This window comes from Streptomyces sp. NPDC001663 (assembly GCF_042893105.1).
GTDB lineage: Bacteria > Actinomycetota > Actinomycetes > Streptomycetales > Streptomycetaceae > Streptomyces.
This window is the reverse complement of sequence record NZ_JBIAUR010000029.1, coordinates 19,448-39,434: the sequence shown is the minus strand read 5'-3', so window position 1 is coordinate 39,434 and position 19,987 is coordinate 19,448. Positions and strand designations below refer to the sequence as shown.

The following is a 19,987-nucleotide window of genomic DNA, read 5'->3' as shown; positions in this document are numbered from 1 at the left end:
GACCTGCCCGAAGCGCCGGGAAGGGCCCCCGGCAGTCCACCCTGCCGCAGCCGCCGCGCCACGATGGTCGTCGACCGGGTGCGCAGGACGACCTCGACGGACGAGAAGGCGAAGCGGGACCGCACCAGTCTCCAGACAGCGCCTTCCGCTACAACCGGCCCGCCGAGGAGGACCCGGTTTCCCTCTCCTGCCAATCCCGGCCGTTAAATGACGGTTGCCGTGACATTTGATGTGCGAATGCCACCGCACCCCATCTGAACTGCAGTGACTTCGACCAGGCGTGAGCGGTGCCACCCGGCCCACGCCGGAGTTGCCGACCGATCGGTGAAGCGCCGGTGCGCGGTCTCCCACCAGACGCCGGAGATCAGGCGGTCGGCTGGAGACGGACGCAGCACTGGCCCGGCGTCGGCACCAGGCATGCCTCGAGTCGACTCTCGCCCAGCGCCTTGAGCACCCCGCGCAGCAGGTGCAGATTCATGCCGCACACCGTCTCCGTGTGCTCACGCGCCAGCACGTGGAAGGGACAGTTACCCAGAAGGATCGCGTCACCTTCGCCACGTGGCTCGAAACCGTGGCCCTCCAGCAGGTCCGTCAGGTCGGCTACCTGCGCGCCCAGTTGCTCGCCCAGTTCCGTCGCCTTGCGATGGAGCACCGCACGAACCCGCTCGCCTGTGGCGTCGGACTCCTCGACCGCCTGCGCCAGCAGCCTCCCGGCCAGCTCGTAGCGCCGCTCGGGCAGGCTGACGCTGACCTGCCTGTCCGAGCGACGGTAGAGCTTCGCGGGCCGGCCCGCGCCCGGTCCGCTACGTCCACTGCGGCGCTCGTACACCACGTCGAGCAGCCCTTGATCGGCCAGCCGGTCCAGGTGAAAGGCCGCCGTCTGCCGCGCCAGCCCGAGGGCCTGGGCCGCCTCGTCGCGGCCCACCGGGGCGGCCTGGCGCACTACGTGCTCGTAGAGCCGCCGGCGCGTCGGCTCGTCCAGGACTGCGACCGCGGAGACGTCGCCGGGTGCTTCCTTCGAGTGGTCCACGAACACCAGTGTAAAACCAACAGCCATTGACTAAAGAGACAGGGCGCGCTTCTATCGTTAACAAAGGTTGTCGATAGAAGGAGGCCGCCATGTCGTCCACCACCACCGCGCCGGTCACGCCCCGGCGCAATCTGGCCGCCGACCCCGCCTACCAGGCGTTCTGGATCCTTCGGACGGGGTTCACCGTGGCCCCGATCCTGTTCGGCCTGGACAAGTTCGCCAATCTGCTCGTGGACTGGCCGACGTACCTCGCCCCGTGGATCAACAACCTGGTTCCGGGCAGCGCCCAGGCCGCCATGTACGCCGTCGGCGTCATCGAGATCGTCGCAGGCATCACCGTCGCCGTGGTCCCGCGGTTCGGGGGCTGGCTGGTGGCCGGCTGGCTGGCCGGCATCATCGTCAACCTGCTGACCATTCCTGGCCACTACGACATCGCCCTGCGCGACTTCGGACTCCTGCTCGGCGCCGTCGCCCTGGCCCGGCTCGCCGACCACTACCACGCCGCGCAGCAGCCGCGCTGACCCGGTACCCCGCGCGCACCCGGGCGGGTGAGCCATCGCGTCCTCACCCGCCCTGAACGAACACCAACTCCCTTCAGATCGTGATCAGTTGGCAGGGAGTCGGCGTTTCGCCAGGCAATCAGTACATCGGTGACAGCAGGGCGCTCGGAGCCTCCATCCAACGTCTGTGCTCACCAACGTGTGTACTCACCAGTGGACGGTCAGCGCAGGGCTGAACCACATCAGACGCCCCTCGTACGCCCTACGCGGCCTACTACAGGCACCCGAGCTTTCCACCTCCTCGAGTGTCCGGGTCGTCTCGCGGGTCATGGCGGCCGCAGCGAGGCCCGTCACGCGGTGCCCACGGCGGTGCCGATCACCCGGCCCTGCACCGGCCGCACCAGCACGAAGACCCGGCACCGTGACCGCGCCGGGCCTCCTCGGAGGGGGCCTCGTCCTGGTGCAATGGGTGGTAAGGGCGAAGGCCGTCAGTTGGGTCGAAGGCCCGCCGCTGCACGCGTACGGTGGACATGAGGACGGACGGGTACGCCGGTGCAGTCACGACCGGCAGCCGCTGCAGGCGGCCACGCGCGGTCCGGTGGTCTGCTCCCACACTGGAGGGAGAGGCAATGCCCGAGCACAAGGTCGGCACACAGGAGGAATTCGAGGCAGCTCGAGCCGAGCTGCTCGCGCAGGAGAAGGAACTCACCCGGCGTGGTGACGAGCTCGCACGGAAGCGGCGGGCGCTTCCCTGGGTGCCGGTCGAGAAGGACTACCGCTTCGACACCGAGGACGGGGCCAAGTCGCTCGCAGACCTCTTCGACGGGCGCTCGCAGCTGCTCGTGTACCACTTCATGTTCGGCCCGCCCTACGAGGCAGGATGCACGGTCTGCTCCTCGATAGCGGACACCCTCGACCCCCAGGTGGTCCACCTCAGGGCCCGCGACGTGACGCTCATCTGCTCCTCGCGGGCGCCGGTCGACAAGCTGCTCGCCTACCGGGACCGGATGGGCTGGAGCTTCGACTGGGTCTCCGCGGGCGGCAGCGACTTCCACCGCGACCTCGGCTTCCAGTACACGGAGGAGGAGCTCCGTCCGTTCCTGGACGGCGACATCCCGCCGACCGTGACTCAGATGGCCGGGCTGTCCGGCACGGACGTACGCAGTTACGTCACCGAGGGCCCGGGGCTGAGCGCCTACGCGCTCTCGGACGGCACCGTGTACCGGACGTACGTCACCACGGCGCGCGGCCTCGAGCCCGCCATGGCCTACTACGGGCTCCTCGACCGGGCACCACTCGGCCGCCACGAGGAGGGCGAGGAGACCCACTGGCTGCGCCGCCACGATGAGTACGGCAAGACCTGAATGAGCGGTGTGCATCGTGAAGTTGCAGGTCATGGGCCTGGTGTGCGGGCAGTTGATGTTCGTGCTGGTCGTGGGCGGGTGACTTCGGTCTCGACGGCATCAGCCGAGCCCTCGCCAACCCCGGCGCCGCCCACCGTGCAGTCGCCCCGCCACCGATGACCCTGGTCTGCCCCGTCACCCCCTCACTCTGGCGGATCCTGGCCGGGAACCGGCACGTCGAAGCAGTTCAGGACCATCGCTATGAGGCAGTAGCTACCGATGAGGAAGACGAGTTCGCCGACGCCGTCATGGCCCAGCAGCTGCGTGGCCCGGTCGTATGTGGAGTCCGGCAGTACGCGCCCGGAGGTCAACGCCCTCGCGACGTCGTGGGCGATGGCCTGTTCGTCGGTCAGCCCGGGAGGGCTCCCGCCCGCCGCCAGGGTCGCGATCTGTGCCGCCGGAAGGCCGACCTCATCTGCCGTCTGCTCGTGTGCGTACAACAGGTACCGGGCGCCGTAGGCGCCGCCGACGGTGAGGATCGCCACCTCGCGCACGATGGGATCGAGGTGGGCCTCGGCCGCGACCGCCCTCTGCAGAAACAGAGCCGGAACCCCGAACGTGGGGAAGTGCAGCATCGCCGCGAAGGGCCCGACGAGCGCGCCGTCGTCGTCGAGGATGAGGACGCGGCCCTGTTCCTGGGTGACGAGGCCGGCGATGCCGTCATGCACTTCACGGAGCTGCGGGCTGAGCTCATCGGGTGGGATGGGTCGGACACGCATAGGGTGCCCCTCCTCAAAGTCCGTCGGTGTACTGGCCGTCGATGAGCACGAAGGCGACCCGGCAGTTCCCGGCCGACCGGTTCGCCCACGCGTGGTTGGTGCCGCGTTGAATCACGATGTCTCCGGCGCGGGCGGTGGTCTCGCCCTCGTCGAGGACCAGCGTGAGCTCGCCCTCGATGACGATCCCGTAGTCGATGGTCTGCGTGCGGTGCATCAAGGGATGCGGGGCACCGGCAGCGGACCTTGCGGCGTCGGCACCGCCCATCTCCCCGAACTTCTCGGTTGCCTCGGCTCCGGTCAGGTTGCGGATTCGGTCGTCCTCCGGAGGGAAGTCGATCACCCGGATGCGTGTGCCGCCCTCGGGAGGTCCGAGGACCAGACCGTCCTCCGCCGGTTCGCCCGACTGCCGGTCGATGACGGCCGGCGTCTGACGTGTGTTCCACACCTCGTAGAAGGTCGGGCCACCGGGCCCGCCGATCTCCACCTTGCGCGTCGGCGGTGCGTCCTGTGTGATCACCGCGCGGCCGGACGCGTCATGGCCGGTCACGATTCTCCGGAACGGTTGCACTGGGTTCATAGGGTGGCTCCTGCCTCTTGCAGAGGTCATCGCGTCAGCGAGACAAGCAGCGCGGCAGCAGGCATTGAAGGCGCCGCACACCCAAAGACTGGCGCCCTGCACTTGACGCACAGTGAACCGTCTGTGGATGACGCTCCGTTGTCCGTAAAGTCCCCTGTGCGCATGCGTAGTTGGCTGCGACGACGGTGCCGGTACCCCGAGCATTGCCGCGGCCAGCGGTACATTTCGGCCGGTCCACATACACTCATTCGAAGTCGGCGCCGGCGATGATCGCGTCCTGTCCGCCCCGGGATCGAGGAGTGTAGCGGTGCCAGTCCCTGCTGACCGGTCCGCCGGGAGAGGCTCGCCGCATCTGAAGATCCTGGGCCCGCTACGGCTCTGGCCCCACGGTGTCGAACTGGACGCCGGGCCACCACAACAGGCATACCTACTGGCTCTGTTGCTGGCCCACGTCGGCAAGCCGACCAGCACGGGCGAGCTGATCGACCTGATGTGGGGCGACGGCGTCCCCTCCAGCGCCTTGAACATCCTCCAGAAGTACATCGGCGCATTGCGACGCCTGCTCGAGCCTCTGCTGCCCGCCTGCGAAGCCGACTCGTTCCTTCACCGTCGCGGCAACTCCTACCTGTTCACCGCGGGCACCACCACACTGGACCTGGTCGCCTTCCGATGCGGCACTACAGCCAGCGTTACGCCGAAGGACTGCTCCTGCTGCTGAAGGCGCGCCTGCTGGAAGCCCGCGGTGCACCCCTCACCGCCGTCCGGGCCGCCGCCGAACAGGCCTGCACGCGATCCACCGCATGCGAGGCGCACTTGTTCGCGCGACGTGCCGAACGATTCCTGTCAGAACGTGGCGGCAACACATGACCGCAGGCCCTCAGGAACAGCAGGAACAGAGCAGGCTGACGGCCGTGGCCCGTGGGCTCTGCGGAGCTCTGGCCGCGCGGAGTTCTAGGCGCGAACCGGCACGGGCGCCGGCTTCACCCGGGCCACGGTCATGACGTACAGAAACAGACCGACGGCGGTGAGGAGGAAGCCTGCCCAGACGGTGGACAGGGTTCCCCAGCCGGCGTCCAGGGCGATCGCGCCGCCGATCGCACCAAGGCAGTTGGCCAGGTTGAGCGCGGCCAGGTTGAGCGTTCCCATCAAGGTCGGGGCGTCCGGTGCGAAGCTGGTCAGTCGGCCTGGATGGTGGGGATGGCGAACATCATGGTCGCGCCGGTGCCGAACAGGCAGGGCAGCAGAATCGCCAAGTTTTCGCCTGCCACGCCGATCAGCACCAGGAATGCCAGCGCGCCGCCGTATCCCCAGACCAGACCGCGGTTCTCGTACCGGTCGGCGACACGTCCACCGACATGGTTGCCGACCGCCATGCCGAGGCCGAAGACGGCGAGCGCGACCGGGATCAGCGAGGCGTCGCGCAGCGCCGCGTCGGTGATGAACGGACCGATGAACGTGTAGACGGCGAAGATGCTGGAGATGCCGAGCGCCGCGACGGTGACCATCAGCCAGACGCCCCGCCGACGGAGGGCGCCCAGTTCGCCCGCGAGGGAGCTGCCGCGCAGGTCGTCGGTGCGCGGCAGCCAGGCCACCAGGGCGGCTCCGGCGAGCAGGCCGACGGCGACCACGGTCGCGTACATGATGCGCCAGCCGGCATGTTGGCCGATGAACGTGCCGAGCGGGGACCCGGCGATGGTGGCGACGGTGAGTCCTCCCATCACGGTGGCGAACGCTTTTCCACCCTTGCCCGGCCCGTACACGTACGCGGCGACCACGGCTCCGGCTCCGAAGAACGCACCTTGCACGCTGCCCGCGACGAACCGGAAGGCGACGAACAGCGCGATGTTCGTCGCCACGGCGGAGAGCCCGTTGCCGACCAGGAACAGCCCGATCAGCCCGAGCAGCAGAGTGCGCCGGTTGACCCGTGCGGCGAGCAAGGTGATCGCCGGGGAGCCGATCATCACCCCGAACGCGTATGCGGTGATGGCGTATGTGGCGACCGGGACGGACACCTGCAGATCGGCAGCGAACAGCTGGATGATGCCGTTGCTGCCGAACTCGCCGGCGCCGATCGCGAAGGTGCCCAACGCCAGTGCGAACAACGTCAGCTTCGGACGTCTGATGGGTGACTTCGCTGAGGTGTGCCGTTTCTCCTCGGCTGTGCACTGGCCGGCGTAGGCGCGCTGATGCATCGTCTCGTCCTCGGCAGGAGGGGCAGGTGTACCGCGTACGGGTGGGTGCGGGACGGGGATCAGGTGAGGGGCCGCCCCAACCTGTCGGACATCCCTGCTCCCCGGCCTCCTCGGCCTGGTGGTGTCAGCGTGCGGCGCGCTTGATGAGGGCGGCCGTCGCGGCGGGCTGCGCGATCATCGCGACATGCGAGGCGTCGGCCTCGAAGGTGTGGGCGCCGGCCCGGCGCGCCATGAACCGCTGGGCCGCCGGGGGCAGCACTTGGTCGTCGCGGCCCACGAGGTACCAGGACGGGATGGTCTTCCAGGCCGGGGGCCCGGACGGCTCCCCGAGGGTGCGCGTGTCGGCCGGACGCTGGCCGGCCCACATCAGCCCGGTGGTCGCCCTCGGCAGGTCCCCGGCGAACACGTCGTGGAAGAACTCCTTCTTGATGTAGCCGTCGACGAGGCCCTCGCCGTAGGGACGAAAATCCAGCGCCGCCTCGCTGAGCCTGCTTCCCGGGTACTTCGTCTGCAGACCCAGCAGCGTCTCACCCTGATCGGGCACGAAGGCGTTGACGTAGACCAGCGCCTTCACGTTCGGGTTGCCGGTCGCGGCGTTCGTGACGACGATCCCGCCGTAGGAGTGCGCGACGAGGACGAGCGGGCCGCTGAGGGTCGCGAGGATGCCGGCCAGGTAGGCGGAGTCGGACGCCACGCTGCGCAGTGGGTTGGGCGGCGCGATGACCGGATAGCCGTCGCGGATGAGCCGGGAGGCGACCCCGTTCCAGCCGGAGGCGTCGGCGAAGGCCCCGTGCACGAGTACCACGGTCGGCTTCCGCGCGTTGTCTCCTCCACTGCCGCCCCCGGTGTGTGCCTGTGCGGCGGGTGTGTCGAGTGCGGCGCCCGCTACGATCGCGGCCGATCCGGCCAACAGTCCCCGGCGAGTTGTCGTCATCGGTGTATGCCCTTCGGTCTCCGGCGTTCTCGGTGTGATCGCCGGTCAGCGTAGGGCCGGTCACTTGACGGGCACTGAACGGTATTCCGGGCGTCCGCCGGGGTCCGGTGCGCCGTGGGTTCCGTGGTTGTCAAGCCCGCCGGAGCTGTCACCATGGCCTACCGTCCACGGTGGTGATGCGGTGTCCTCAGGTGTCGGCCAGCCCGGCCAGGAACTCCTCGGCGCGGCGGGCGAACAGGTGGGCCTCGCGCTCGGCGGAGAGCGCCCGGGCTCGCTCGGCGGCGGCCCGGACGGCGGCGACCGGCTCGCCGCGGGCTCCCATCAGGCGCGCACGCAGCAGGAGCAGGAAGCCCTCGGCGTAGCGCTGGCCGTGTGTGTCGAGGGCTGAGTCGGCCTGGTCGAGGGCCGCTGTGGCTTCGTCGAGTCTGCCCGCGGCGAGCCACATCTCAGCGAGGAGGCCGTACCAGGTCGCCAGGCCGGAACGTGGTGGGTCGGCCAGTGCCATGGTGATCAGGCGTTGTGCTTCCGCTGCCGCTCGGGCCGGGTCCTCACCGGTCACGGCATGCGCCCAGCACCGCGCCAGCCGCTGATAACTGCCCAAGAAGACGAAGGAGAACTCCGGGTCCAGGGCACGCCCCCGCTCGGCCGTGCGCAGCGCCTGCACCGGGTCGCCGGCCAGGGCCGCGGCAGTACAGGCGAAGGCGGCCCAGACGGTGAGCACATAGGCGTCGCCGTCAGCGGTGGCCTCGATCGTGTCGAACAGCATCCGTGCGGTGTCGGTGTCGCCATGCAGTGCTGTCATCAGCGCGAGCATGGCGGGCCCGAGCAGCCGCAGGTCGCGCCGGAGCGTGTCCTCCCCGTCGTTGGCGAGGTCGTCGAGCATGGTGGAGCGGCTTCGGCTCAGATACCGGAACGCCTCGCCGATGTTGCCGATGTCCCATTGGTGGATGCCCCACGCGTGCCAGCCGTAGGTGCGGACGACCGGGTCGGCGGATGTCTCGCCTTGTTCCAGAAGTCGCTGTGCCAGTCCTGCGGCCCGGTCGAGTTGGATGCCCTGGGAGTGGGCGGCCCAGCGGGAGAAGAGGAAGTCGGCGGTCTCCCGTTCCCTGCCGAGGGCACGAGCCAGGTGTTCGGCGCGCTCCAGCAGTTCGAGAGCCGCACCGACGTATCCCGCCCGCATCCCGTCCACCGCGGTGAACAGCGACAGCGCGGACAGCTCCAGCTCTGCCAGACCCGCTCTTCGGGCGACCTGCGCGGCCGATCCCAGCTGTTGCGCGGCGGCCTCGAACGCCGACTTCCCCGCTGCGCAGCGACCCGCGCGGATCAGTGCGGCGGCGGTGCGTGCCGGGTCCGCGAGCGGGCCCGCGGCCCACAGATGATGGGCCAGGCGCTCGTCGTCCGTCGTCGTGTGCTGCTCCAGGGCGTCCGCGACGCGCACGTGCAGTCGGGTCGCCCGCGGTGGTGGTGTGGCCCCCACGACGGACTCACGAACCAGGTCGTGGGCGAAGCGGAACGCATACGGGTCACGGAACGAGGGCTCCAGGAGGCCGAGTTCCTGCAAGGGTTCGATGCGGTCCAGGCAGGTCTGCACGGACAGGTCGGCGGAGCGCGCGAGCAGGGCGAGGTCGATGTCCCGGCCGATCAGCGCGGCGGTCTGCAGCAGTCGTACGACCTCTTCGTCCAGCTTCGCCATCCGGTCGCGCACGACGTCCCGGACGGTGGCGGGTACTCCCGTCGGTGTCGTGGCGGCCTCGGTGAGGACGCTGCGGTCGGCGAGGAGCCGGGACAGTTCCCGGACGAAGAAGGGGTTGCCGGCGGTTCGGGCGTGGATGTTGCGGGTCGCACCGGGGCCGGGGTCCTGACCCGTCTCCTGGCGGACCAGTTCGGCCACTTCGGCCGGGCCCAGTGGGCCGAGCCGGATGCGGCGGTGACGGGGCAGTCGGCTTGTCGCGGCGAGCATCCGCTCCAGTTCCGAACCGGGTACGGGCGCGCGGTCGCGAAGGACGCCGGCCAGGCTGGTGCCGTGCGGCAAGTGAGCCGCCAGGTGGCTGAACAGTTCGAGTGAGGCGGCGTCGGCCCACTGGAGGTCGTCGACGACGAGCACGACCGGCCGCCATGCCGATGCCTGTCCAACGAGCGCGACTGTCTGCTCGAACAGGCGGAACCTGGCACCGCTGTCCGGCAGTACCGGATTGGCGGGAACGTTCCCGTGCGGTCCCAGGAGGCGGCCGAGTTCGCCGGCCTGCCACTCCTTCCGTGCTGCGACGGGCAGGCAGCTGAGGAGCGCGCCGACCGCCTGCACCCACGGCCACATCGACGGCGTGCCGTCCCCCTCCAGACAGCGGCCCCAGACGACCAGGGCTCCACGCCGCTCCGCCTCGGCGCCTGCCTCCTCCAACAGGCGGGTCTTGCCCACCCCCGGTTCACCCTCGACAACGACCAGCCCCGTTCCCCCGGCCAGAGCCGACTCCACGGCCTGCCGCAACACCGCCAGCTCCTCGACCCGGCCCACCAGCCGGCCGTCCGGCGGTGTTCCGCCACCAAGGACTGACGGCCTCGCCGAGGGCGTCGTCTCGGCCGGTGCCGGATCCAGTACGCGCCGGTGCGCAGCCTGCAGCTCCGGGCCGGGATCGAGGCCCAGCTCCTCGACGAGCCGGGCCCGAACGGCCTGGAACACCGCCAGTGCTTCCGCCTGCCGGCCTGCGGCGGCCAGGGCGGAGACGAGACTCGCCTGCACCGTCTCGTGCAGCGGCGCCATCCGGGCGGCCAGCCGCAGCGGCCGGAGCACACGTTCGGGCTGCCCCAGCGATATCGCCAGCGTGGTCGCCGCCACGCACGCGACGTACAACTCGGCGTCCAGCGCCGCGAAGACCGGCACCGACGACGGTCCGTGGAGCAGTCCGTCGCCGGCGGAGGCGTGCCAGAGGTCCAGCGCCCGGACGTAGCAGTCGAGCGCCACGTCGGGCCGTTGCGCCGAGCTGCCGGCCCTGGCCGCCTCGACCGACTCCCGGAACGTGAGGACGTCCAGCGTGCCGGGGCCGGGCGTGAAGAGGTAACCGTTGCCTCGGCGCTGGAGGTAGGAGCCGGTTCCCCGGGCGGGCAGCGCGGGTTCCAGCAGCCGCCGCAGGGCGCCGACGTACTTCTGGAGAATGTTCACGGCCGACGGCGGGACGTCCTGGTCCCAGATCAGGTCGACCAACTCACTCGTGCTGACCGGCTCGCCGGCACGGGCGAGCAGCACCGCGAGCAGATACGCCTGCTGTCGAGGCCCGGCGTCCAACTCGACGCCGTCCCTCCAGATCCGTAGCGGACCGAGAATCTGGAGACGCAGCTGTCCGCCGGAGGACGTCATGTCCACCCCCACCCCCACCCCCACTCACAGGCCGACCACCGTCGGCTGCGGCGCAGCCACTCTACTGTCGGTCCGCGACCTGGGGCTATCCGCCTGGGACGGCCGCTGTGCGGTGCCCCCGTGACGAACCGAGGTACCCGATCGGCCGCTCTCCCCGCATGGGCTGGCGATCGCCGGGCAGCGAGGTTTCCGAGGCGACGGTCTGCCGCCGGCTGTCGTCGTCGTGCTCCCCGGTGTCAGCGGGATGCGCCGTCCGCGAGCTCTGCCATCAGTTCCTCGGCGCGGCGGGCGAACAGGTGGGCCTCGCGCTCGACGGACAGTGCGTGTGCCCGCTCGGCAACGGCCCGGACGACGGCGACCGGTTCACCGCGTGCCCGCAGCACCCGCGCCCGGATCAGAAGCAGCAGGCTCTCCGCGTAGCGCTGGCCGTAGGTGGCGACGGCCGAGTTCGCGCGGTCCAGCGCCGCGTCGGCCTCGTCCAGCTTTCCGACTGCCAGCCACATCTCGCCGAGGAGCCCGTACCAGGTGGCCAGGCCCGAGCGGGGCGGGTGGGAGAGCGACGCGCTGATCAGTTCCTGTGCCTCCGCGGCGGCGTCGGCGGCCTCCTCGCCGGTCACGGCGCGCGCCCAGCAGCGGGCGAGTCGTTGGTAGCCGCCGAGGAAGCCGAACGAGAACGCGGGGTCCACGGCGATCCCGCGTGCGGCCGCGCGCAGCGCCCGTTCCGGGTCGCCGATCAACGCGGCGACCCTCGCCGAGTAGGCCGCCCAGACCGTGATCAGGTAAGGGTCGTCTCCTGCGGCGGCCTCCATCGTGTCGAGCTGGGCGAGTGCCGTGTCGATGTCCCCGTGCAAGGCGGTCATCATGGCGAGCATCCCGGCCGCGACCCGTCGCAGATCGCGCCTCAGCGGGTCTTCCTCCTGATGGGCCAGGTCGTCCAGAACGGTCCAGTCCGACCGGCTCAGATACCGGAACGCCTCTCCGATGTTGCCGACACCCCACTGGTGAATGCCCCAGGCGTACCAGCCGTAGGCACGCACGACCGGGTCGTCGGACGCCTCACCCTGCTCCAGCAGCTGCTCGGCCAACCGGCCGGCGCGTTTCAGCTGTATGCCCTGGGCGTACGCGGCCCAGCGGGAGAACAGGAAGTCGGCGGCCTCCCGTTCCCGGCCCAGTCCACGGGAAAGGAGTTCGGCCCGCTCCAGCTGGTCGACCGCCGAGCCGACGTATCCCGCCCGCATCCCGTCGACCGCGGTGAACAGCGACAGGGCCGTCAGCTCCAGTTCCGTCAGGCCTGCTGTGCGTGCCACGCGTGCGGCCGAGTGAAGCTGGCGCGCTGCCGCCTCGAGCGCCAGTTTGGCCGCGGCGCAGCGGCCAGCGCGGACAAGGGCGGTGGCGGTGCGGGCCGGGTCCGCGAGCGGCCCGGCGGACCACAGGTGATGAGCGAGGCGCTCGGCGACCAGCTCGGTGTCCGCGGCCCTGTGCTCCAGGGCGTCGGCGACCAGCAGGTGCAGCCGGGCGGCGCTCGGCGGCGATACGGTCTCGGCGACCGATTCGCGGACCAGGTCGTGCGGAAAGGCGAAGGAGTAGGGGTCCTCGGGCGTGGGTTCCAGCAGGCCCAGCCCCTCGCACGACTCGAGGCGGTCCAGGCACGTCTGGTGGTCAAGACCCGCGGTTCGGGCGAGAAGCGCGAGGTCGACGGCCCGGCCGATCAGCGCGGCGATCTGCAACAGGCTTCGTGCGGCACTCCCCAGTCCGGCCATCCGGTCGCGCACGACATCTCGGACCGTGGCCGGCACTCCGATCCGGGCCGAGGCGGCCTCCGTGAGGACACCGCCGTCGGCGAGAAACCGGGACAACTCGCGGACGAAGAAGGGGTTTCCGGCAGTGCGGGTGTGGATGAGGCGGGTGACAGCGGGATCCGGGTCCTGACCTGTCTCACTTCGCATGAGTTCGGCCACCTCGGCGAAGGCGAGCGCGGCGAGCGGGATTCTGCGGTGCCCGATCTGCCGACTCGCCGCAGCCAGTAGCCGCCCCAGTTCCGGGCTCGGCGCCGGGGCGCGGTCGCGGAGCGCCGCGATCACGGCGGTGCCGCCCGGCAGTCGGGCCATCAGGTGGCCGAGCAGATCAAGGGAGGCGGCGTCGGCCCACTGGAGGTCGTCGACGACGAGCACCACAGGTCGCCGCGCCGCTACCTGACGTACGACAGCGACAGCCTGCTGGAAGAAGCGGAACTGGACGCCGTTGTCAGGCAGGGCCGATGGCGTGGCCCCGCCGCCTTGCGGTGTGACGAGACGGCCGAGCTCGCCCACCTGCCAGTCCTCGCGCGCAGCGGCAGGCAGATCGTCCAGGAGCCCGCTGATCACCTGCGTCCACGGCCACATCGACGGCGTGCCGTCGCCCTCCAGACAGCGGCCCCAGACGACCAGGGCTCCACGCCGCTCCGCCTCGGCGCCTGCCTCCTCCAACAGGCGGGTCTTGCCCACCCCCGGTTCACCCTCGACAACGACCAGCCCCGTTCCCCTGGCCAGAGCCGACTCCACGGCCTGCCGCAACACCGCCAGTTCCTCGGCGCGGCCCACCAGGCGGTCGATGGTCGGCGCCCCGGCGGTGGGTACCGTCGGCCGTTCAACCGGCTTTGCCTCCGCCGGTGCCCGTTCCAGGACGCGCAGGTGAGCGGCCACCAGAGCCTGGCCGGGGTCGATGCCGAGTTCCTCGGCCAGCCGGGCGCGGACGGTGCGGAACACCGACAGAGCCTCGGCCGGCTGGCCGGCGGCGGCCAGGGCGGCGATGAGACTCGCCTGCACCGTCTCGTGCAAGGGCGCCATGCGGGCAGCCATGTGCAAGGACGGGAGTACCCGTTCGGGCCGGCCGAGGACTGTCGCCAACTTGGCCGCCGCGATGCAGGCGTGGCGGAACTCGTCGTCCAGCCCGGCGAAGATCGGCATCCCGGTCGAGCCGTAGGCGACCCCGTCCCCGGCCGCGCCCTGCCATAGTCCCGTCGCCTCCAAGTACTCGTCGAGCGCCGCGTCGAGCCGCCGCCCCGCGACGCTGCCTTCGGCCGCCGCGACCAGTTCACGGAACCTGACGACGTCCAGTGTTCCGGCGGCGGCCACGAACAGGTACGCGCTGCCGCGGCGCTGCAGGAACGAGCCGGGCTCACGCGCGGGCAACGCCGGCTCCAGCAGTCGTCGTAGCGCGCCGACGTACTTCTGGAGAATGTTGACCGCCGAGGCCGGGACGTCCTCGGCCCAGATCAGGTCGATCAACTCGCTGATGGTGACCGGCTCGCCCGCACGGGCGAGAAGAACGGCGAGCAGATACGCCTGCTGCGGAGGCCCGATGTCCAGTTCCACGCCGTCTCGCCAGACGCGCAGCGGACCGAGAACCTGCAGACGCAGGGATGCGCCGGAGGAAGTCATTCCCTTGTCCATTCTCAGTGCCGGGTCGCCCTCGCAGCCCTCCGCCGCCCCGGCCGACGGTCGTGGAGTGCTGCCGGTCCTGTCGCCGCTACCGCGCGCGTGGTGACCGCTGCCGTCCCGTCCTACTGGCCGATCACCAGGTCCTCGGTGGGCAGCGTCTGGCAGGCCAGCCGCCAGCCCGCCGCCAACTCGTCCGCGGAGAACATCCCCCGGTCGTCGCTCTCGTGGGCGCCGGAGAGCACCCGCACCCGGCAGGTACCGCATGCGCCTTCGCCGCATGACTGGGGCAACGCGACGCCGACGGCGTTGGCGGCGTCGAGGACCGACTGCCCGGGACCGCAGGGGAACGCCGGAGCGCCGCCGTCCGTGCCGATCATGAACTCGGTGACACCGGCGGCCGCGGCGGCGACGGCGATGGCGTGCGCCTTCTCCCGCCGTGTCGCCTTGCTCCGGCCCGACACGAACGCCTCGGTGTGGACGGCCTCGCGCGGCACTCCCAGGTCCGTCAGGCGTCCGATCAGCTCCTGCATCATGGGCGCCGGCCCGCACAGGTGCACGCGGGTCGTCGGGCCGGCGTGGGGCAGCAACGCATCGGGGCCGATCCGCACCTGCCGGTCGGTCGTGAAGACCGACACCTCCAGCCCCGGCAGCCGGGACCGCAGGGCCGCGAGCTCGGGTCCGAAGAGCACTTCGTTCGCGGTCCGGTAGCTCGCCAGCAGGACGATCCGCCCCGTGTGACCGGCGTCGGCGGCCGCCAGCAGCACGCTCATCAGCGGGGTGATCCCCACACCTCCGGCGATGAGCAGAAGGGTGTCCGCCGTGCCTTGCGGGGAGTTTGGCTGCCAGGTAAACGCGCCGTGCGGGCCGCTCACCCGCAACGCCAGTCCGACCTCCAGTTCCTCGTGGAGGAATCCCGAGCCCAGGCCGTCCGGCTCGTGCTTGACGGCGATCTCGACGAAGCCACGCTCCCCGGGACTGCTGCAGATCGAGTACGACCGTTCGATCGGCTCGATGGCGACGGGCAGCTCGACCTTCAGGTACTGCCCGGCGGCGAACGAGAACGGCATCGTGTCCCCGTTCAGGGGCGCGAGGCGGATCCTGCGGACCGTCGGGGTCAGGGCCTCGATGCCGGCCACGCGCAGATAGCCCTCCCAGGGCGCGGCCGGATCCGGGGCCGTTCCGCCGGAGCGGATGGCCTGCCACATCGTTCCGAGCTGCCGCGGTTTCAGTACGGCGTTCGCCGCCATCAGCCCGCCCGCCAGGGCTCCCACCACTCCGGAACCCCAGGCGTCCTGCCCGGCCACGAACAGGCCCTTGACCGGAGTACGGCATCCCGCCCGGGCCGAGCGCAGTCGCTGGGGAGTCGCCGCGAGACCGTAGAAGGATCCCAGCACGCTGTGTTGATAGGTCTCGAACGACAGCGGCGTCGCCAGTTCGGCGAAGGCGACCGTCTCCCGGAAGCCGGGCCAGCGTTCCTCCAGTCGGGCCAGCAGCCGTTCGGTCAGCTCGTCCTTGAACTTCCGGTAGCTGTCCGGCCGCTCGCTCTCGGGTGTCCCGCGCCACTCGTCGACCACCTTGGGATCGACGAGTTCCAGCAGCTCCACGGTGTGGAAACGGGCGGCCGGGTTGTTGAGCGACGCGAACGAGACGTACAGCGTGCCTTCGCCCGGAGGGCGCGGCTTGTTGTCGTGCTCCTCCAGATCAGGCATGAACCAGTGGTTCTCGCCGAGCAATCCGAACGCGGCCGGCGACTGGTCCAGGCCGAGGAACAGCATGATCGCGGATCGTTCCTCGGGCAGATCCGCCAGTTCGTGGCTCTGCCCGATCAGGGCGTACGTGTTGCGCACTCCGGCCGCCGAGACCACAGTGTCCGTCCTCACCCGGTAACGGCGGCCGGAGGCGGTGTCCTCGACGTCGACCCCGGTCACTCTGCCGCCCTCGACCACCACCTCGTGGACCCGCTGCCGGGGGCGCAGCACCACGCCGTACCGCCGCAGGATCTGCAGGACGACCCGGTTGAGCTCCTGCGGGCCGCCCACGGGGTGTGCGGTGCCGTCCATGAAGAAGGTCAGCGGAACGGCCGCGTGGTAGCCGAACGCGCTCGATGCCGGCGGGGTGCCGTACAGCCCCCACCGCGCGGCCAGAACGGCTCGCAGACGCGGTTCGTGGAAGCTGCGGAGGAGCTGGTCCCGCAACGATCGGAAGGTCGAGGGGAAGAGCCGCTCGACGAGCGGCGCGGTCGCCTTTCGCACACCGGCGGAGAACGATGCGAGGACATTGCGCGCCGTCAGTCCGGCCATGGCCCGGCGCGTGGTCCGGAAGAAGTCGTCGATGGCGTCGGCCTCGGCGGGGAAGTGTTCCTTCAGGCGCGCGCTGAACACTTCCTCAGTGGCGGGTACGGCGAAATCGAATCCCGGGAAGTGCAGTGCATCGTATTCGTCCGGCAGGAGCGACAGCTGTGCCCGTCCGTCCGTCATGAATCCGAGGAACGGGCCGGCGTTCGCGCTCATGTAATGCAGCCCGGTGCCGAAGCGGTAGCGCCCGGCGCGGGAGAACTCGTGCGTCATCCCGCCGAGCGTGTAGTGCTGTTCGAGGACGAGAACACGCTTCCCGCCGAACTGCGCGATCGCACGCGCCGCCGCGAGACCACCCATGCCCGACCCGATCACCACGACATCGGCTTCCTCGTCCGACATCACGCGCACCCCCCAGTCATCCGTCCTCCGGGGCTCAGATTCGCCGCACGCGCTTGACGTCGACTGAATGATCAGTGAAGTCCGCCAGGAACCATGTCCCGGTCTCATTCCGATTCCGTCCAGTGCGAGGTCCTAGCTTGGCGTCGAGCGTGAGGGTGTGGAGCCGTGTCGTTCTGCGCTGAGTTCATCCGCCAGCCCTCCACGGTCGCCGCGATTGCGCTTCCGTTTCGTCGGCCGACAGTTCCGGACACTTCCGGAGGTCGAGGTCAAGTCGGCGGGCGTTGTCTGCCATGGCGGTTCGAAGAAGTCGTCCGAAGGAGAGGGTGGTTCATGGTGAACGGGAATCCGACGATCGTGCTCGTACACGGCGCCTTTGCCGACAGCAGCGGCTTCAACGCCGTCGCCAAGCGGCTTGTCGCCGACGGCTATCCAGTCGTCGCCGCCCCGAATCCGTTGCGGGGGCTCGCCTTTGACGCGACGCACGTCAAGGCGCTGCTGGACAGCATCGAGGGACCGATCGTGCTGGTCGGGCACTCGTACGGCGGTGCGGTCATCTCCGCCGCCGCCGAGGGAAACGCAAACGTGAAGGCACTGGTCTATCTGGCGGCGTTCGTGCCGGAGACGGGTGAGAGCGCACAAGCGCTGGTCGAGCGGTTCCCGGGCAGCACCGTGGGCGAATCCCTGAAGCCGGTCCCGCTGCCCGACGGGCAGGTGGATCTCTACATCGACCCGAAGGTCTTTCATCCCCACTTCGCGGCCGACGTGTCATTGGAGGAGGCCACGCTCTACTCGATCACGCAGCGTCCGGCCACCGGTGCGGCGCTGGGCGAGCCGGCCACCGGTCCGCAGGCGTGGCACACGATCCCCAGCTACAACCTGATCAGCGGCGCCGACAGGATCATCCCACCGCCGACGCAGGAGTTCATGGCCCTGCGCTCGGGGGCGAAGACCCAGGTGGTCGAGGGTGCTTCCCACATGGTGTTCGTCTCTCGGCCGGGTGCGACGGTGGCCCTCATCGAGACAGCCGTGCAGGAGCAGACGCCCCCGCAGTAGACCTCCGGGCGGCGCAAGTGCAGCGATCCGATGACCTACGGGAGGGAAAGTGCACAAGAGCGAAAAGGCCATGCGGTGGGGCCTGCGCATCCACTTCTTCTGGTACGTCCTCGCCAATGCGGCTCAGGTGGTGCTGTGGGCCATTCTCACTCCGGACCACTTCTTCTGGCCCTTGTGGTCGATTGTGGGCTGGGGCATCGGCATGGTGATCCATTTCTGGGCGATTCGGGTGGAGACCCGATCACTGTCCCGTTCGTGACGCGAACCGCTTGAAAACGACCGGAGGGAGAATCATGTCCGAGAAAGTGGTTTCGGGTCGCAACACCGCCGCCGCCGAAGGCGACGTCGTCGTCTTCCACATCGGGCTGCGGATCAACCGCCTGCGCGCACTCTCCAGCTGGCTTCCGGCATTCATGTCGATGCCGCGCATGCTGCGTGAGCTGTCCCAGGAAAAGAGCAGCGGACTTCTCGCTTACAAGGTGCTCTACGGCGGCCTGCGCGACTTCTACGTCGTCCAGTACTGGTCTGACAAGGAACGGCTCCTGGCCTACGCCCACCAGCAGGACGCGGCACACCGGCCCGCATGGACGGCGTTCAACCGACGAGCACGCGCGGGCAAGGGTCATGTGGGTATCTGGCACGAGACGTTCATCGTCACGGCAGGCTCCTACGAATCGGTGTACGTCGACATGCCGGCCTACGGCCTCGGTGCGGCGACAGGTGTCGTACCGGTCGGTCGGCGCGGCGACACGGCGGCCCAGCGACTGCGTTCGGGAGAGAGGTGAGCTGTCCGGTTCGGACGTGAGCCGACGATCCTGGGCGCAGTCAACAAGGGTGGGTGTGCCGGCACGGCGACCGAGATGGGGTCAAGTTCGCGTGCGTCGACTGCCGGAGCAAGAACGCAACGGTCCTTTCCCAACAAGGCCGACCAGGCACGGAACCGCCAGAAGCTCGGCTCCCGCGGCGGCCGACCGCCACGCTTCAATTCGGCCGACTGCCGCGAGTCTCACGCGGTCGAGTGCGGGATCAACCGCTTCAAGAGCATCGCGCGGTTGTCACGCGCTACGACAAGCTGGCGGTCCGCTACGAGGCGACCGTCCTCATCCCGGCCATCACCGAGCGGCTGTGATCGGCACCCGTCGCTAGAGCTCGTAGTCCTGGGCCAGCTCCTCCCAGCGAATGCTGCGAAGCGCAAGGTTGGCGTCCTCGTCCGACGGGACATCCAAGCCGGCCTGGAACCAGACCACGGTGAGCGCGGAACGGTGCAGCACCGGGTCGAGATCAGGAGCGACCGCTGCCGAGCGGAAGGCACCGAGGCAGGCCACAGAAGGCAGAACCTCGACGGGGCCGAAGGCGCCGACGGTCTGGTCCGGGTACTCGCGGGAGGGAGGAACCAGATAGACCGGCGTGGAGGGAAACGCACGTTCAGCCTGCCGCTGGAGGCCGCTGACCTTCATGTCGTTGATGGGCTTGCACGGGTAGCCCTCCAACATCCCTCCGTAGGTCGAAGACATGCGCAGCTCGGTGAGCTCGATCGAACGGCCGGACAAGAGGGCTACGTGGCTCAGCGACATGCCGACACCCTATGCGCACGAATCACTTCCGATGCACGGCCTAGGCGGCGAGGACCCGCCGCCCACTTCGGGTCGTCGTCAGCGGTATCTCGGCCCATGCCGCGGCGCGCTTGAAGGGGTGAGGGCCTCGCCGGGACGTCGATGCAGATCCGTTCCTCCGCGTAGGCGTGGACCAGGTCGTACACCCGGAACCATGCGGCTTTCGCCTCACTCATCAGGTGCAGGGCGGTCAGCGCGTCGAGCCGAGGACCATACGCAGTGACTGGCGCCATCGGGCGACGCCCGCCTCGTCGCCGTCTCCCCGCAGATCCCCGACGAGTCCCTCTCCCTCGCCGCGAACTCCCCGACGACCTTGCCTCCGTCTACGACAAGCTCGGCTTCGACCTCCAGCGCGTCAACGACGGTCACCCGCGCACGCTGCCGCTGCCCGCCACGTATGTCATCGACCGCGACGGCGTGATTCGCTGGGCCTTCGTCGACACCGACTACACCACCCGCGCCGAACCGGCCGACGTCCTCGCTGCTCTCGCCGCAGGAG

General features: G+C 69.9%; 16 protein-coding genes and 1 pseudogene. 7 read left to right on the top strand and 10 right to left on the bottom strand.

All coding sequences use genetic code 11. From position 1 onward, the window contains the following. Positions 1 to 364 precede the first annotated feature (364 nt). Complete coding sequence (locus ACFY1L_RS52535; protein ID WP_388842712.1) at positions 365 to 1,036, bottom strand: helix-turn-helix transcriptional regulator; 672 nt, start codon at positions 1,034 to 1,036, stop codon at positions 365 to 367. 83 nt (positions 1,037 to 1,119) lie between these two features. On the opposite strand from ACFY1L_RS52535, the gene ACFY1L_RS52530 reads away from it, so the two are divergent. Beyond that, a complete protein-coding gene (locus ACFY1L_RS52530) occupies positions 1,120 to 1,551 on the top strand; it encodes a hypothetical protein (protein WP_388842641.1) in 432 nt (143 codons plus the stop codon). 608 nt (positions 1,552 to 2,159) lie between these two features. Further along, positions 2,160 to 2,894, top strand: coding sequence for a DUF899 domain-containing protein (locus ACFY1L_RS52525; RefSeq protein WP_388842639.1), 735 nt, complete (start codon positions 2,160 to 2,162; stop codon positions 2,892 to 2,894). A 182-nt stretch (positions 2,895 to 3,076) separates the two neighbouring features. Here ACFY1L_RS52525 and ACFY1L_RS52520 read toward each other — a convergent pair whose 3' ends face one another. Continuing rightward, on the bottom strand, positions 3,077 to 3,652 hold the full coding sequence (locus ACFY1L_RS52520) for a carboxymuconolactone decarboxylase family protein (protein WP_388842637.1): 576 nt from the start codon (positions 3,650 to 3,652) through the stop codon (positions 3,077 to 3,079). 13 nt (positions 3,653 to 3,665) lie between these two features. Continuing rightward, the gene (locus ACFY1L_RS52515; protein ID WP_388842635.1) at positions 3,666 to 4,229 is read right to left on the bottom strand and encodes a cupin domain-containing protein; all 564 of its coding nucleotides are present in this window, start codon (positions 4,227 to 4,229) and stop codon (positions 3,666 to 3,668) included. Positions 4,230 to 4,536: 307 nt separating this feature from the next. On the opposite strand from ACFY1L_RS52515, the gene ACFY1L_RS52510 reads away from it, so the two are divergent. Next, positions 4,537 to 4,947, top strand: coding sequence for a winged helix-turn-helix domain-containing protein (locus ACFY1L_RS52510; RefSeq protein WP_388842633.1), 411 nt, complete (start codon positions 4,537 to 4,539; stop codon positions 4,945 to 4,947). A gap of 233 nt (positions 4,948 to 5,180) precedes the next feature. On the opposite strand, the gene ACFY1L_RS52505 is transcribed toward ACFY1L_RS52510, so the two are convergent. From ACFY1L_RS52505 to ACFY1L_RS52480, 6 genes are all read right to left on the bottom strand, one after another. After that, complete coding sequence (locus tag ACFY1L_RS52505) at positions 5,181 to 5,375, bottom strand: hypothetical protein (protein WP_388842631.1); 195 nt, start codon at positions 5,373 to 5,375, stop codon at positions 5,181 to 5,183. Positions 5,376 to 5,404: 29 nt separating this feature from the next. Next, the gene (locus ACFY1L_RS52500) at positions 5,405 to 6,421 is read right to left on the bottom strand and encodes an MFS transporter (protein ID WP_388842629.1); all 1,017 of its coding nucleotides are present in this window, start codon (positions 6,419 to 6,421) and stop codon (positions 5,405 to 5,407) included. Positions 6,422 to 6,545: 124 nt separating this feature from the next. Next, positions 6,546 to 7,355, bottom strand: coding sequence for an alpha/beta fold hydrolase (locus ACFY1L_RS52495; RefSeq protein ID WP_388842627.1), 810 nt, complete (start codon positions 7,353 to 7,355; stop codon positions 6,546 to 6,548). 187 nt (positions 7,356 to 7,542) lie between these two features. Continuing rightward, positions 7,543 to 10,707, bottom strand: a complete 3,165-nt coding sequence (locus tag ACFY1L_RS52490) for a BTAD domain-containing putative transcriptional regulator (protein ID WP_388842625.1) — start codon at positions 10,705 to 10,707, stop codon at positions 7,543 to 7,545. Positions 10,708 to 10,943: 236 nt separating this feature from the next. After that, positions 10,944 to 14,126, bottom strand: a complete 3,183-nt coding sequence (locus tag ACFY1L_RS52485; RefSeq protein ID WP_388842623.1) for an ATP-binding protein — start codon at positions 14,124 to 14,126, stop codon at positions 10,944 to 10,946. A 122-nt stretch (positions 14,127 to 14,248) separates the two neighbouring features. Beyond that, positions 14,249 to 16,822, bottom strand: coding sequence for a 2Fe-2S iron-sulfur cluster-binding protein (locus tag ACFY1L_RS52480; RefSeq protein WP_388842621.1), 2,574 nt, complete (start codon positions 16,820 to 16,822; stop codon positions 14,249 to 14,251). Between the two features lie 330 nt (positions 16,823 to 17,152). Between ACFY1L_RS52480 and ACFY1L_RS52475 the strand changes: the two genes are divergently transcribed. From ACFY1L_RS52475 to ACFY1L_RS52465, 3 genes are read left to right on the top strand one after another with little or no spacing between them, the layout of a single operon-like run. Beyond that, positions 17,153 to 17,875, top strand: a complete 723-nt coding sequence (locus tag ACFY1L_RS52475) for an alpha/beta fold hydrolase (RefSeq protein ID WP_388842619.1) — start codon at positions 17,153 to 17,155, stop codon at positions 17,873 to 17,875. 49 nt (positions 17,876 to 17,924) lie between these two features. Beyond that, positions 17,925 to 18,134: a 2TM domain-containing protein gene (locus ACFY1L_RS52470; protein ID WP_388842617.1), complete on the top strand. Its 210-nt coding sequence runs from the start codon at positions 17,925 to 17,927 to the stop codon at positions 18,132 to 18,134. Between the two features lie 34 nt (positions 18,135 to 18,168). After that, positions 18,169 to 18,660 (top strand): DUF4188 domain-containing protein, encoded by a 492-nt coding sequence (locus tag ACFY1L_RS52465; RefSeq protein ID WP_388842615.1) that lies wholly within the window; start codon positions 18,169 to 18,171, stop codon positions 18,658 to 18,660. Positions 18,661 to 19,017: 357 nt separating this feature from the next. On the opposite strand, the gene ACFY1L_RS52460 is transcribed toward ACFY1L_RS52465, so the two are convergent. Then, positions 19,018 to 19,449 (bottom strand): hypothetical protein, encoded by a 432-nt coding sequence (locus ACFY1L_RS52460; RefSeq protein ID WP_388842613.1) that lies wholly within the window; start codon positions 19,447 to 19,449, stop codon positions 19,018 to 19,020. 280 nt (positions 19,450 to 19,729) lie between these two features. Between ACFY1L_RS52460 and ACFY1L_RS52455 the strand changes: the two are divergent. Then, positions 19,730 to 19,983, top strand: a pseudogene (locus ACFY1L_RS52455) (AhpC/TSA family protein); the annotation flags it as partial. Between the last annotated feature and the right edge of the window lie 4 nt (positions 19,984 to 19,987).

Coding starts and splice junctions, on each gene's coding strand:
- ACFY1L_RS52460 (WP_388842613.1), bottom strand. CDS start 19,449: ATGTCGCTGAGCCACGTAGCCCTCTTGTCCGGCCGTTCGATCGAGCTC.
- ACFY1L_RS52475 (WP_388842619.1), top strand. CDS start 17,153: ATGGTGAACGGGAATCCGACGATCGTGCTCGTACACGGCGCCTTTGCC.
- ACFY1L_RS52490 (WP_388842625.1), bottom strand. CDS start 10,707: ATGACGTCCTCCGGCGGACAGCTGCGTCTCCAGATTCTCGGTCCGCTA.
- ACFY1L_RS52485 (WP_388842623.1), bottom strand. CDS start 14,126: ATGACTTCCTCCGGCGCATCCCTGCGTCTGCAGGTTCTCGGTCCGCTG.
- ACFY1L_RS52500 (WP_388842629.1), bottom strand. CDS start 6,421: ATGCATCAGCGCGCCTACGCCGGCCAGTGCACAGCCGAGGAGAAACGG.
- ACFY1L_RS52480 (WP_388842621.1), bottom strand. CDS start 16,822: ATGTCGGACGAGGAAGCCGATGTCGTGGTGATCGGGTCGGGCATGGGT.
- ACFY1L_RS52495 (WP_388842627.1), bottom strand. CDS start 7,355: ATGACGACAACTCGCCGGGGACTGTTGGCCGGATCGGCCGCGATCGTA.
- ACFY1L_RS52530 (WP_388842641.1), top strand. CDS start 1,120: ATGTCGTCCACCACCACCGCGCCGGTCACGCCCCGGCGCAATCTGGCC.
- ACFY1L_RS52465 (WP_388842615.1), top strand. CDS start 18,169: ATGTCCGAGAAAGTGGTTTCGGGTCGCAACACCGCCGCCGCCGAAGGC.
- ACFY1L_RS52515 (WP_388842635.1), bottom strand. CDS start 4,229: ATGAACCCAGTGCAACCGTTCCGGAGAATCGTGACCGGCCATGACGCG.
- ACFY1L_RS52520 (WP_388842637.1), bottom strand. CDS start 3,652: ATGCGTGTCCGACCCATCCCACCCGATGAGCTCAGCCCGCAGCTCCGT.
- ACFY1L_RS52505 (WP_388842631.1), bottom strand. CDS start 5,375: ATGGGAACGCTCAACCTGGCCGCGCTCAACCTGGCCAACTGCCTTGGT.
- ACFY1L_RS52525 (WP_388842639.1), top strand. CDS start 2,160: ATGCCCGAGCACAAGGTCGGCACACAGGAGGAATTCGAGGCAGCTCGA.